The sequence below is a fragment of the Streptomyces sp. NPDC091271 genome (assembly GCF_044757505.1).
Lineage (GTDB): Bacteria > Actinomycetota > Actinomycetes > Streptomycetales > Streptomycetaceae > Streptomyces.
Genome location: NZ_JBIVVD010000001.1, coordinates 1,531,179 through 1,543,874 on the forward strand (window position 1 = coordinate 1,531,179; position 12,696 = coordinate 1,543,874).

Here is a 12,696-nt window from a genome sequence, read left to right on the forward strand (position 1 = left end):
TCGGCGCCCCCGTGGCGACGGGTTCCGTCCGCGGGAGGATCCTACTGGCGTACCCGGCGACCCGAGGGCGGTAGGGTGTCGCGACGCGTGTACGCATCCGCTAACTACCGCAAAAAAATGGGTCATTCGGGACGCAGCTGGAGCCCGTGGCCCAGGGGTGCGTTCCAGAGGGATCCCAGGAGAAGCATGAGGGGGAGCAGCAGGTGACTATGACGGCCCAAACGGCGGCGACCGGATCCGGTCGGCCGGGTCCCGGAGTTCCGGCCGGCAACGGAACCGGCTTCTGCCGGGTGACGGTCGTCGCGCCCGACAGCCGCGTCGACGTGGCGCTGCCCGAGGACATTCCCGTCGCCGACCTCTACCCGGAGATTCTCCGGCTGTCGGGGCAGAGCCCCGCCCAGGGCGCCCCGGTCGGCTATCACCTGGTGCGCCGTGACGGCACCGTCCTCGACAGCGGGCGCACACTGGCCGGCCTGCGCGTCCTCGACGGCGAGCTCCTGTCCCTGCGGCCCTTCTCGGAGTCGCTGCCCCCCGCGGTCTTCGACGACGTCTCCGACGCCGTCGCCACAGCAGTCGCCCGGGACCGCACCCTCTGGGGCGACACCCTCATGCGCTCGGCCGGCCTCTTCGGCGGGTCCGTCCTGCTGGTCCTGCTCGGCTTCGTGCTGTGGACCTCCGACGTCCGGCACGACATGCACGGCCTGCCGGGCATCCTGGCCGCCGTCACCGCACTGCTCCTTCTCGCGCTGGCGTGCGTACGCGCGCGTATCTACGCGGACCGTGGGTCGTCCATCGCGCTGGGGATCGGCGCACTCACCAACGCCGCGGTCGCCGGTGCCGGGCTCCTCTCGCTCAGCCAGGGCCAGGGCATCGGCAGGCTCCAGTTCCTGCTCGCCTGTGCCGCCGTGCTGGTGGTGTCGGTGATCCTCATGATCGCCGCTCCCGAGGGCGACGGAACCTTCGTCGCGTTCGTGTTCGCCTCCGCCATCGGCGTACTGGTGACCTTCATCGCGATCATGACCGGCATGTCGCCGTCCGAGACCGCGGCCGTCTGCGCGCCCCTCTCGGTGGGGCTCCTCGGCTTCCTGCCCGGGCTCTCCACCCGCTTCGCCCGCCTCCCGATCGGCTTCGAGCCTCCCCGCACCACCGTCGGCGACTACGGGACATCCGACCCGGCGCCGCAGGGCCCCGTCGACGCCGACCGCATCGCCGCCCAGGCGCGCCGTGGCCACGAGCTGCTCCTCGGCCTGGTCGGGGGATGCGCGCTGGTGGCCGTGGGCGCAGCCGCGGTGCTCGGCTTCTCGGACAGCGTCTGGGGCCAGCTGCTTGCGCTCGCCACCGGGGCCGCGATGCTGATGCGCGCCCACCTCTTCCGCTACACGGCCCAGGTCGGCTGCGCCCTGGGGGCCGGCCTCGCCGCACTCGTGCTCCTCGGCCTCGGACTGTCGCTCAACCCGCCGACCGCACTGATCCGCGACGCGCTCACGGGCGACAACACGGGACTCGAGATCCGTACGATCTGGCTCACCGCCGCGGTCGCGGGTGTGGCCGCGCTGATCACCGCCATAGGCCTGATCGTGCCGCGCAAGGGCGTCACCCCGTTCTGGGGGCGCTTCCTGGAGGTCGCCGAGGCCTGCGTACTCCTGACGCTGCTGCCGCTGTGCCTCGCCGTTTTCGACGTCTACCACTCGATCCGGGCGCTCACCAGCTGACACCCGTCCGGCACCCGTCGGGGGCGCCCCGGAGGGCTGGTACTCTGACCAGTGGCCGTTTGTGTACGCGTCCCCGGATCATCCTGGGGGCTGCGCTCATCGGACCTTCGCCTCCGAGTCATGGAAGCTCCCCTGAGATCAAGACCAGGGGCACTCGTGGGCGCATCGAACATCAAGAGGAGTACGCGTGCCGCTCGACGCCGCTACGAAGAAGCAGATCATGTCCGAGTTCGCCCAGAAGGAGGGTGACACCGGATCCCCCGAGGTCCAGGTCGCCATGCTCTCCCGCCGGATCTCGGACCTGACGGAGCACCTCAAGACGCACAAGCACGACCACCACTCCCGTCGTGGTCTGCTGATCCTGGTCGGCCAGCGTCGCCGCCTCCTGCAGTACCTTGCCAAGAAGGACATCCAGCGCTTCCGTGCGCTCGTCGACCGCCTCGGCATCCGCCGTGGCGCGGCCGGCGGCGCCAAGTAAAGACGCTGTTGAAGGGAGCGGTACCCACTTCCAGGGGACCGCTCCCTTTGCCGTACGTGCGGTACCGGGCCCCGGCTCAGTAACCTGGACGTACAACACCAGACGAGGAGGGGCGCCCGACGGCCGCCGCCGGTCCTCGGTAGTGGCCCCCGGGACAACGCCCGGGAGCTTCGATCGAAGACCGGCCCCGCACACACGGTGCGCCTCTCCGCACCGTCCTCCGCCACACGGGCGGAAGGACGAAAGACGACGAGTATGGAGAAATCACTAGTGGAGAACGAGACCCACTACGCCGAGGCCGTTATCGACAACGGAACCTTCGGCACCCGCACCATCCGCTTCGAGACGGGCCGCCTGGCCAAGCAGGCCGCAGGCTCCGCCGTCGCGTACCTGGACGACGACACCATGGTGCTGTCGGCCACCACCGCTTCCAAGCGGCCCAAGGACAACCTCGACTTCTTCCCCCTCACGGTGGACGTCGAGGAGCGGCAGTACGCGGCCGGCAAGATCCCCGGCTCCTTCTTCCGCCGTGAGGGCCGGCCCTCCGAGGACGCGATCCTCACCTGCCGCCTGATCGACCGCCCGCTGCGCCCCTCCTTCAAGAAGGGCCTGCGCAACGAGATCCAGATCGTCGAGACGATCATGGCGCTCAACCCCGACCACCTGTACGACGTGGTCGCGATCAACGCCGCCTCCGCTTCCACGATCCTGGCGGGCCTGCCCTTCTCCGGCCCGATCGGCGCCACCCGCGTCGCCCTGATCAAGGGCCAGTGGGTCGCCTTCCCGACGCACACCGAGCTCGAGGACGCCGTCTTCGACATGGTCGTCGCCGGTCGCGTCCTGGAGGACGGCGACGTCGCGATCATGATGGTCGAGGCCGAGGCCACCGAGAAGACCATCCAGCTGGTCAAGGACGGCGCCGAGGCCCCGACCGAAGAGGTCGTCGCCGCCGGTCTCGAGGCCGCGAAGCCCTTCATCAAGGCGCTCTGCAAGGCCCAGTCCGACCTCGCCGCCAAGGCCGCCAAGCCCACCGGCGAGTTCCCGGTCTTCCTCGACTACCAGGACGACGTCCTGGAGGCGCTCTCCAAGGCCGTCAGCACCGAGCTCGCCAAGGCGCTCACCATCGCCGGCAAGCAGGAGCGCGAGGCTGAGCTCGACCGCATCAAGGAGATCGCGGGCGAGAAGCTCCTCCCGGCCTTCGAGGGCCGCGAGAAGGAGATCTCCGGTGCCTACCGCGCGCTGACCAAGAAGCTGGTCCGCGAGCGCGTCATCAAGGACAAGGTCCGCATCGACGGCCGCGGCGTCACGGACATCCGTACGCTCGCCGCCGAGGTCGAGGCCATCCCGCGCGTGCACGGCTCGGCGCTGTTCGAGCGTGGCGAGACGCAGATCCTGGGCGTCACCACCCTCAACATGCTCCGTATGGAGCAGCAGCTGGACACCCTCTCCCCGGTGACCCGCAAGCGCTACATGCACAACTACAACTTCCCGCCGTACTCCGTCGGTGAGACCGGCCGCGTGGGCTCGCCCAAGCGCCGCGAGATCGGCCACGGCGCGCTCGCCGAGCGCGCCATCGTGCCGGTGCTGCCGTCGCGCGAGGAGTTCCCCTACGCGATCCGCCAGGTCTCCGAGGCGCTGGGCTCCAACGGCTCGACGTCCATGGGCTCGGTCTGCGCCTCCACCATGTCGCTGCTGAACGCCGGTGTGCCCCTCAAGGCCGCCGTCGCCGGTATCGCCATGGGCCTGATCTCGCAGGAGATCGACGGCAAGACGCACTACGTCGCCCTCACCGACATCCTCGGTGCGGAGGACGCCTTCGGCGACATGGACTTCAAGGTCGCCGGTACGAAGCAGTTCGTGACCGCGCTCCAGCTCGACACCAAGCTCGACGGCATCCCCGCCTCGGTCCTGGCCGCCGCGCTGAAGCAGGCCCGTGACGCGCGTCTGCACATCCTGGACGTCATGAACGAGGCCATCGACGTCCCGGACGAGATGTCCCCGAACGCCCCGCGGATCATCACCGTCAAGATCCCGGTGGACAAGATCGGTGAGGTCATCGGCCCCAAGGGCAAGATGATCAACCAGATCCAGGAGGACACCGGCGCCGACATCACGATCGAGGACGACGGCACCATCTACATCGGTGCCCAGCAGGGCTCGCAGGCCGAGGCCGCCCGCGCCACGATCAACGCCATCGCCAACCCGACCATGCCGGAGGTCGGCGAGCGCTACCTGGGTACGGTCGTCAAGACCACCACCTTCGGTGCGTTCGTCTCCCTGATGCCCGGCAAGGACGGTCTGCTGCACATCTCGCAGATCCGCAAGCTCGCCGGTGGCAAGCGCGTGGAGAACGTCGAGGACGTGCTCGGCGTCGGCGCCAAGGTCCAGGTCGAGATCGCGGAGATCGACTCCCGCGGCAAGCTCTCCCTCATCCCCGTGGTCGAGGGCGAAGAGGACGAGAAGAAGGACGACACCGACAAGTGACGTCCCGTAGTTCCGTGACGACGGCCCGCCCCTCCTCGGAGGGGCGGGCCGTCGCCCGTACCCAAACGCTTCTCAAGGGCAGCAACGGCATCGGCACCGTCCGCCGCACGGTCCTCCCGGGCGGTCTCCGGGTCGTCACCGAGACGCTGCCCTCCGTACGCTCCGCCACCTTCGGGATCTGGGCCAACGTCGGTTCACGCGACGAGACGCCCACCCTGAACGGCGCGACGCACTACCTCGAGCACCTCCTCTTCAAGGGCACGGCCAAGCGCAGTGCCCTCGACATCTCGTCCGCGATCGACGCGGTCGGCGGCGAGATGAACGCCTTCACGGCGAAGGAGTACACCTGCTACTACGCGCGGGTCCTGGACACGGATCTGCCGCTGGCCATCGATGTCGTCTGCGACATGCTCACCGGCTCCCTGATCGCCCCCGAGGACGTCGACGCCGAGCGCGGCGTCATCCTCGAGGAGATCGCGATGACGGAGGACGACCCGGGCGACTGCGTGCACGACCTGTTCGCGCACACGATGCTCGGTGACACCCCGCTGGGCCGCCCCGTGCTCGGCACCGTCGACACGATCAACGCCCTGAACCGCGGCCAGATCGCCCGCTTCTACAAGAAGCACTACGACCCCACGCACCTGGTCGTCGCCGCCGCCGGCAACGTCGACCACGCCACGGTCGTACGACAGGTCCGCAAGGCGTTCGAGCGCGCCGGCGCCCTGGGCCGCACCGACGCGGTCCCCACGGCGCCCCGCGAAGGCTCCCGCACGCTGCGCGCCACCGGCCGCGTCGAGCTGCTGAACCGCAAGACCGAGCAGGCCCACGTCGTCCTCGGCATGCCCGGCCTGGCCAGGACCGATGAGCGCCGCTGGGCGCTCGGCGTCCTGAACACCGCGCTCGGCGGCGGCATGAGCTCCCGCCTCTTCCAGGAGGTACGGGAGAAGCGCGGCCTGGCCTACAGCGTGTACTCGTACACCTCGGGCTTCGCCGACTGCGGGCTCTTCGGCGTGTACGCGGGCTGCCGCCCCAGCCAGGTGCACGACGTCCTCAAGATCTGCCGTGACGAGCTCGACCGCGCGGCGACGGACGGTCTCGGCGACGAGGAGATCAGCCGCGCCGTCGGACAGCTCGCCGGGTCCACCGTCCTCGGACTGGAGGACACGGGCGCGCTCATGAACCGCATCGGCAAGAGCGAGCTCTGCTGGGGCGAACAGATGTCCGTGGATGACATGCTGGCGAAGATCGCGGCGGTCACCCCCGACGAGGTCCGGGCCGTCGCGGCCGACGTCCTCGGACAGCGGCCCTCGCTCTCGGTCATCGGCCCGCTGAAGGACAAGCAGGCCGACCGCCTCCAGGAAGCGGTCTCCTAACCACCCCGTAAGGAAAGAACAGATGAGCAAGCTGCGCGTGGCCGTTCTCGGTGCCAAGGGACGCATCGGGTCAGAGGCGGTACGAGCCGTGGAGGCCGCCGACGACATGGAGCTGGTGGCCGCCCTCGGCCGAGGCGACTCGCTGGACGCCCTCACGGACAACGGCGCCCAGGCGGTCGTCGAACTGACCACACCCGCGTCGGTGATGGACAACCTGGACTTCTGCGTCCGGCACGGGATCCACGCGGTCGTCGGCACCACGGGCTGGACCGACGAACGGCTCGCGCAGCTGAACACCTGGCTCTCCGCCTCCCCGGAGACCGGTGTGCTCATCGCGCCGAACTTCTCCATCGGCGCGGTCCTCACAATGAAGTTCGCGGAGCAGGCCGCCCGCTACTTCGAATCCGTCGAGGTCATCGAGCTGCACCACCCCAACAAGGCGGACGCACCCTCCGGCACCGCCACCCGCACCGCCCAGCTCATCGCGGCGGCCCGCGAGAAGGCCGGAGCGGCGCCGCAGCCCGACGCCACCGCCACCGCACTCGACGGAGCCCGCGGCGCGGACGTCGACGGTGTCCCGGTCCACTCGGTCAGGCTCCGCGGCCTCCTCGCCCACCAGGAGGTCCTGCTGGGTGGTGAGGGCGAGACCCTCACCCTGCGCCACGACTCGCTGCACCACAGCAGCTTCATGCCGGGCATCCTGCTCGGCACCCGCCGCGTGGTGACCACTCCCGGCCTCACCTTCGGCCTGGAACACTTCCTCGACCTGAACTGACTGGGCCCAACCCCATGCGCGCAAAGCTCACCTACGTCGTCACCGCCGCCGTACTGGTCTTCTACTTCGTCCTGGCCGGCAGCCGCGGCGTCCTGCTCATCGAGCACGGCACGCTTCTCACGGTCACCTTCGGCGTGGCCGTGTTGATCCTGCCGGTGATCGGCATCTGGTTCCTCTGGAAGAACACCCAGTTCGTACGCAGGGCCAACGCCCTGGCCGCTGAACTGGACGCGGAGGGCGGCCTCCCCGTCGACGAGCTCGTGCGCACCCCCTCCGGGCGTATCGACCGCGACTCCGCCGACGCCGTCTTCGCTCGGCGCCGGGAGGAGACCGAGGACAGCCCGGACGACTGGCGCTGCTGGTTCCGGCTGGCGGTGGCCTACCAGGACGCGAGGGACACCCCACGCGCCCGTAAGGCGATGCAGCGCGCCATCGCGCTGCACACGAACAAGCCGGTACGCGCCTGACTGGCGCCGTACCGGCTTGTGAGGTGTTCTGGCGGCCCCGTGGGGGCCATCGGGTCAGCGGGTGCGGTATTCGTCGCCCCAGGCCTCGATGGAGTCCGTGGCGCGCTCGAAGGCCTCGGCGCGGGCCAGGAAGTCGGCGTTGTGGTCGGTGACCAGTGGCGCCGACGACTCGCCGCCCTTACGCACCACGATCAGGGCCTGCCCCTGGACGGTGCGCGGGAGACCGAGCCACTTGACCGGCTGCTGCACCGTGCGCACGGCCGCGGCGTCGTTCCACCGCACGGTGGTCGTGAGGAAGAAGCCCACCCGGCGTACGCCGTGCCGGCTCACCCAGGCACCGACCCGAAGCAGCCGCAGCGCACACGCGATCACCACGGCGGCGAGCGCGAAACACACGGTGGCACCGGAGAGCGACCCGGCGAACGTGATGATCATCGCGGCCAGCAGGACGAAGGACGCCAGCAGCAGCAGGGTGGCTGCCGCCGCGACCCGCCACGGGCCGGGGCGGTAGGGCCGCCGCCAGCTGTCATGGTCGTCGAACGGCAGCGCGATGTCCTCCGCTTCCGCGTCGAATGCGCGGTCGGCCGTCAGGAAGGGCAGGGGCACGACTGATCCTCACTCACAAGCACGCTCGATTGCTGTGCCCGGTGAGGCTACCGAGCAGCCCCCCGGTGGACCACCCCAGGGGGCCCGTACGGGTCAGTGGTGCTGCGCGGCCTCGGACGTCTGGCTGTGCGACGGCGTCCGGTCGGTGTCGAGAGCGGGCAGGCCGAAGAGCAGCGAACCGGCGAAGCCGGCGATCAGCGTCAGCCCTACGAGGGAATGAGCGGCCAGCTGAGAGCGGCTGGCGCGTCGGCGGGGAGGCGGAGTGACATTACTGCGGAACCGGTCGGCCTCGGCAACGAACGAGAACGGGACGGATTCACGCCGGCGGAACATGAGGAAGCTCTCCTTGAACTCTGTGACGGGTGCTGCTAATGAGTCAGACGTACGAGAGGCCCTATCGGTGCCCCGAATCGCCGAACCCGTCCAAAATTTCCCGCTGACGGAGGCCGACCCCGGGGCCCGTAGAGTGGACGCCGCCCGAGCGACGCCATTGGAAGGACCCCCGCCGGTGACCGACACCCCCGAGCCCACAAAGGCCCACTTCCGCAGCGATGTCACCGTTGACCTGGTGAAATCAGCTGCCGGCGACTCCGACGTGCTGTTCGCAGCCCGCGTGTCGACGGCAGGGGAGCAGTCCCTGGAAGAGGTCGCCAAGGACCCCGAGCGTTCCAAGGGGCTCATCAATTACCTGATGCGGGACCGGCACGGCAGCCCGTTCGAGCACAACTCGATGACCTTCTTCATCAGCGCCCCGATCTTCGTGTTCCGTGAGTTCATGCGGCACCGCGTGGGCTGGTCGTACAACGAGGAATCGGGCCGCTACAGGGAGCTCGAGCCGGTCTTCTACGTCCCGGGCGAGTCCCGCAAGCTCATCCAGCAGGGCCGCCCCGGCAAGTACGAATTCGTCGAGGGAACCCCGGAGCAGCACGAGCTCACCAGCCGCGCCATGGAGGCGTCGTACCGCCAGGCGTACGACGCCTACCAGGAGATGCTCGCCGCCGGGGTCGCCCGCGAGGTCGCGCGAGCGGTGCTCCCCGTCGGCCTCTTCTCCACGATGTACGCCACCTGCAACGCCCGCTCGCTGATGCACTTCCTCGGCCTGCGTACACAGCACGAGCTGGCCAAGGTGCCGTCCTTCCCGCAGCGCGAGATCGAAATGGTCGGCGAGCAGATGGAACAGCACTGGCAGAGCCTGATGCCGCTCACTCATGCCGCCTTCAACAAAAACGGACGGGTAGCCCCGTAGGCGGTGTCCGTATTGCGACGTTTCGTGAAGTTCATCTAGGCTGATCAAACGGACCCGGCACTGCCTGAACCCCCGAGCAGGCAGTGCCGGGCTCCTCTTCCTCGTCCCCCGAGGGAGCGCGGCGCTCCGAGCAACGAGTAGCGTGTTACCCATGGCTCCGATCTCCACTCCGCAGACCCCCTTCGGGAGGGTCCTCACCGCTATGGTCACGCCGTTCACGGCTGACGGCGCACTCGACCTCGACGGCGCCCAGCGGCTCGCCGCCCATCTGGTGGACGCAGGCAATGACGGCCTGGTCGTCAACGGCACCACGGGCGAGTCCCCGACCACCAGCGACGCGGAGAAAGACCAGCTCGTACGGGCTGTGCTGGAAGCTGTAGGAGACCGGGCCCACGTAGTCGCCGGCGTCGGCACAAACGACACGCGGCACAGCATCGAGCTTGCCCGCACCGCCGAGCGCAGCGGTGCACACGGCCTCCTCGCGGTCACGCCGTACTACAACAAGCCGCCGCAGGAGGGCCTCCTCCGCCACTTCGGCGCCATCGCGGACTCCACGGAGCTCCCGGTCATGCTGTACGACATCCCGGGCCGCAGCGGTGTGCCGATCGACACAGAGACGCTCGTACGCCTCGCCGAACACCCCAGGATCGTCGCCAACAAGGACGCCAAGGGAGATCTGGGCCGTTCCAGCTGGGCCATCGCCCAGTCCGGCCTCGCCTGGTACTCCGGCGACGACATGCTCAACCTCCCGCTCCTCTCGGTCGGCGCCGTCGGTTTCGTCTCCGTCGTCGGCCATGTCGCCACCCCGGAGCTGCGCGCGCTCATCGAGGCCCACCTCGGCGGCGACGTACAGAAGGCCACGGAGATCCACCAGAAGCTGCTCCCGGTCTTCACCGGGATGTTCCGCACCCAGGGCGTGATCACCACCAAGGCCGCGCTCACCCTGCAGGGCCTGCCCGCCGGCCCGCTGCGCCTTCCTCTGGTGGAACTCACCGCCCAGGAGACGGCCCAGCTCAAGATCGATCTGGCTGCCGGTGGGGTACAGCTCTAACCACGGACTTCACAACTGAATACGCGAGGACACTCGCGGCGGAAACACCACCTGACAACAGCAAGTGCACGAATGACATGCGCGCCACGTGCCCTCAGCGGTACGTGGCGCGCGTGGTAAGGAGAGTCTTTTGAGTCATCCGCATCCTGAACTCGGTACCCCGCCGAAGCTCCCCAAGGGCGGCCTGCGGGTCACCCCGCTGGGTGGCCTGGGCGAGATCGGCCGCAACATGACGGTCTTCGAGTACGGCGGCCGCCTGCTCATCGTCGACTGCGGCGTGCTCTTCCCGGAGGAGGAGCAGCCCGGCATCGACCTGATCCTTCCGGACTTCACCACCATCCGGGACCGCCTGGACGACGTCGAGGGCATCGTCCTCACGCACGGCCACGAGGACCACATCGGCGCCGTCCCCTATCTGCTCCGGCTGAAGCCGGACATCCCGCTCATCGGCTCGAAGCTGACCCTCGCGCTCATCGAGGCCAAGCTCCAGGAGCACCGGATCCGTCCCTACACCCTTGAGGTGACCGAGGGACAGCGTGAGCGCATCGGCGTGTTCGACTGCGAGTTCGTCGCGGTCAACCACTCCATCCCGGACGCCCTCGCGGTCGCCATCCGCACCCCTGCGGGCATGGCTGTCGTGACCGGCGACTTCAAGATGGACCAGCTGCCGCTGGACGGTCGTCTCACCGACCTGCACGCGTTCGCCCGACTGAGCGAGGAGGGCATCGACCTTCTTCTCTCCGACTCGACGAACGCGGAGGTCCCCGGTTTCGTTCCGCCGGAGCGGGACATCTCCAACGTCCTGCGCACGGTCTTCGCCAACGCGCAGAAGCGCATCATCGTGGCCAGCTTCGCCAGCCACGTCCACCGCATCCAGCAGATCCTGGACGCCGCCCACGAGTACGGCCGCCGCGTCGCGTTCGTCGGACGCTCGATGGTCCGCAACATGGGCATCGCCCGTGATCTGGGCTATCTGAAGGTCCCCGCCGGCCTGGTCGTCGACGTCAAGACGCTGGACGACCTGCCCGACGACGAGGTCGTGCTGGTCTGCACGGGCTCGCAGGGCGAGCCGATGGCCGCCCTGTCCCGGATGGCCAACCGCGACCACCAGATCCGGATCGTCCCGGGCGACACGGTGATCCTCGCGTCGTCCCTGATCCCGGGCAACGAGAACGCGGTCTACCGCGTGATCAACGGTCTGACCCGCTGGGGCGCCAACGTCATCCACAAGGGCAACGCCAAGGTCCACGTCTCGGGCCACGCCTCGGCCGGCGAGCTGCTGTACTTCTACAACATCTGCAAGCCGAAGAACCTGATGCCGGTGCACGGCGAATGGCGCCACCTCAGGGCCAACGCCGAGTTGGGCGCGCTCACCGGCGTGCCGAAGGACCACATCGTCATCGCCGAGGACGGCGTGGTCGTCGACCTCGTCGACGGCAAGGCGAAGATCGTCGGCAAGGTCCAGGCCGGCTACGTGTACGTCGACGGCCTCTCGGTCGGCGATGTCACGGAGACCTCCCTCAAGGACCGCCGGATCCTCGGCGACGAGGGGATCATCTCGGTCTTCATCGTGGTCGACAGCTCGTCCGGCAAGATCGTCGGCGGTCCTCATATCCAGGCCCGCGGCTCCGGCATCGACGACAGCGCGTTCACCGCGGTGGTACCCAAGGTCGAGGAAGCCCTCAACAAGTCGGCGCAGGACGGCGTTATGGAGCCCCACCAGCTCCAGCAGCTGGTCCGGCGGACGGTGGGCAAGTGGGTGTCGGACACCTACCGTCGGCGTCCGATGATCCTTCCGGTCGTCGTCGAGGTCTGACCCGGACGGCCACCGGCGGCCGTCCGACAGACCGCCCACAGGCCGCCAACCAGGAGCGGGGCGCCCCGATTTGCATCGGGGCGCCCCGCTCCAGTACGTTTGCCATTCCGCCTGAACGGGAAGCACCTCGCGCACATGTGCGCTGGGAGCCCTTCGGTGAGGCGGGAAATCCGACTCAGAATCTCTGATAAAGTCGGACGCGCCGAAAGGCAAAGGCCACTCCACAGGCCACCGGAATCAAATTCGGACCGGAAACGGAACGGAAAAGAGTCTGGTAAAGTTGGAACCGCCGGAAAGGGAAACGCGAAAGCGAAGAACTGGAAAGCGATTGAGCAGGAACCCGCTTCGGCCGGGAATCGGACGCGAAAGAGTCTGATAGAGTCGGAAACGCAAGAACGAAGGGAAGCGCCCGGAGGGCCCCGGTGAAACGGGACCGAAGGAAGCGTCCGTTCCTTGAGAACTCAACAGCGTGCCAAAAGTCAACGCCAAATATGTTGATACCCCGGCCCACTTCGGTGGGTTGGTGGTTCCTTTGAAGTCCTGCCGGTCCATGTGGCGGGTAGGCAACATCAGCGAGGACGCAGTGGACTTACCAACCCTATTCCGGTTGGTTGTCCCGCTCTTTTATGGTGCTCTCCCGATTACGGGAAAACATTCATGGAGAGTTTGATCCTGGCTCAGGACG

11 protein-coding genes are annotated in these 12,696 nt (G+C 68.4%); 9 read left to right on the forward strand and 2 right to left on the reverse strand.

Annotated features, from left to right (window positions below):
• Positions 1–209 precede the first annotated feature (209 nt).
• The 6 genes from eccD (at position 210) to ACIQM3_RS07290 (ending at position 7,292) form a co-directional block, all read left to right on the forward strand.
• Positions 210–1,712: a type VII secretion integral membrane protein EccD gene (gene eccD / locus ACIQM3_RS07265; RefSeq protein WP_401619870.1), complete on the forward strand. Its 1,503-nt coding sequence runs from the start codon at positions 210–212 to the stop codon at positions 1,710–1,712.
• A 187-nt stretch (positions 1,713–1,899) separates the two neighbouring features.
• Positions 1,900–2,190: a 30S ribosomal protein S15 gene (gene rpsO, locus ACIQM3_RS07270; protein WP_003965855.1), complete on the forward strand. Its 291-nt coding sequence runs from the start codon at positions 1,900–1,902 to the stop codon at positions 2,188–2,190.
• 270 nt (positions 2,191–2,460) lie between these two features.
• Positions 2,461–4,674, forward strand: a complete 2,214-nt coding sequence (locus tag ACIQM3_RS07275; RefSeq protein ID WP_328904477.1) for a polyribonucleotide nucleotidyltransferase — start codon at positions 2,461–2,463, stop codon at positions 4,672–4,674.
• Positions 4,671–6,050 (forward strand): pitrilysin family protein, encoded by a 1,380-nt coding sequence (locus tag ACIQM3_RS07280; RefSeq protein ID WP_099177845.1) that lies wholly within the window; start codon positions 4,671–4,673, stop codon positions 6,048–6,050. Before ACIQM3_RS07275 ends, ACIQM3_RS07280 begins: the two co-directional genes overlap by 4 nt.
• A gap of 22 nt (positions 6,051–6,072) precedes the next feature.
• On the forward strand, positions 6,073–6,825 hold the full coding sequence (gene dapB / locus ACIQM3_RS07285) for a 4-hydroxy-tetrahydrodipicolinate reductase (protein WP_401619874.1): 753 nt from the start codon (positions 6,073–6,075) through the stop codon (positions 6,823–6,825).
• A gap of 14 nt (positions 6,826–6,839) precedes the next feature.
• Positions 6,840–7,292: a tetratricopeptide repeat protein gene (locus ACIQM3_RS07290; protein ID WP_104789520.1), complete on the forward strand. Its 453-nt coding sequence runs from the start codon at positions 6,840–6,842 to the stop codon at positions 7,290–7,292.
• 54 nt (positions 7,293–7,346) lie between these two features.
• Here ACIQM3_RS07290 and ACIQM3_RS07295 read toward each other — a convergent pair whose 3' ends face one another.
• Positions 7,347–7,898 carry a hypothetical protein gene (locus ACIQM3_RS07295; RefSeq protein ID WP_401619877.1) on the reverse strand — a complete coding sequence of 184 codons (552 nt, stop codon included), beginning with the start codon at positions 7,896–7,898 and terminating at the stop codon, positions 7,347–7,349.
• Between the two features lie 93 nt (positions 7,899–7,991).
• Entirely contained in the window at positions 7,992–8,231 is a 240-nt protein-coding gene (locus ACIQM3_RS07300; RefSeq protein ID WP_401619880.1) for a hypothetical protein, read from the reverse strand.
• A 175-nt stretch (positions 8,232–8,406) separates the two neighbouring features.
• On the opposite strand from ACIQM3_RS07300, the gene thyX reads away from it, so the two are divergent.
• The 3 genes from thyX to ACIQM3_RS07315 all read left to right on the forward strand — a co-directional run bounded on the left by thyX (position 8,407) and on the right by ACIQM3_RS07315 (position 12,011).
• Positions 8,407–9,144: an FAD-dependent thymidylate synthase gene (thyX, locus tag ACIQM3_RS07305; protein WP_393766462.1), complete on the forward strand. Its 738-nt coding sequence runs from the start codon at positions 8,407–8,409 to the stop codon at positions 9,142–9,144.
• 151 nt (positions 9,145–9,295) lie between these two features.
• Complete coding sequence (dapA, locus tag ACIQM3_RS07310; protein WP_356713748.1) at positions 9,296–10,195, forward strand: 4-hydroxy-tetrahydrodipicolinate synthase; 900 nt, start codon at positions 9,296–9,298, stop codon at positions 10,193–10,195.
• A gap of 130 nt (positions 10,196–10,325) precedes the next feature.
• On the forward strand, positions 10,326–12,011 hold the full coding sequence (locus ACIQM3_RS07315; protein WP_401619884.1) for a ribonuclease J: 1,686 nt from the start codon (positions 10,326–10,328) through the stop codon (positions 12,009–12,011).
• The last annotated feature ends 685 nt before the right edge of the window (positions 12,012–12,696 follow it).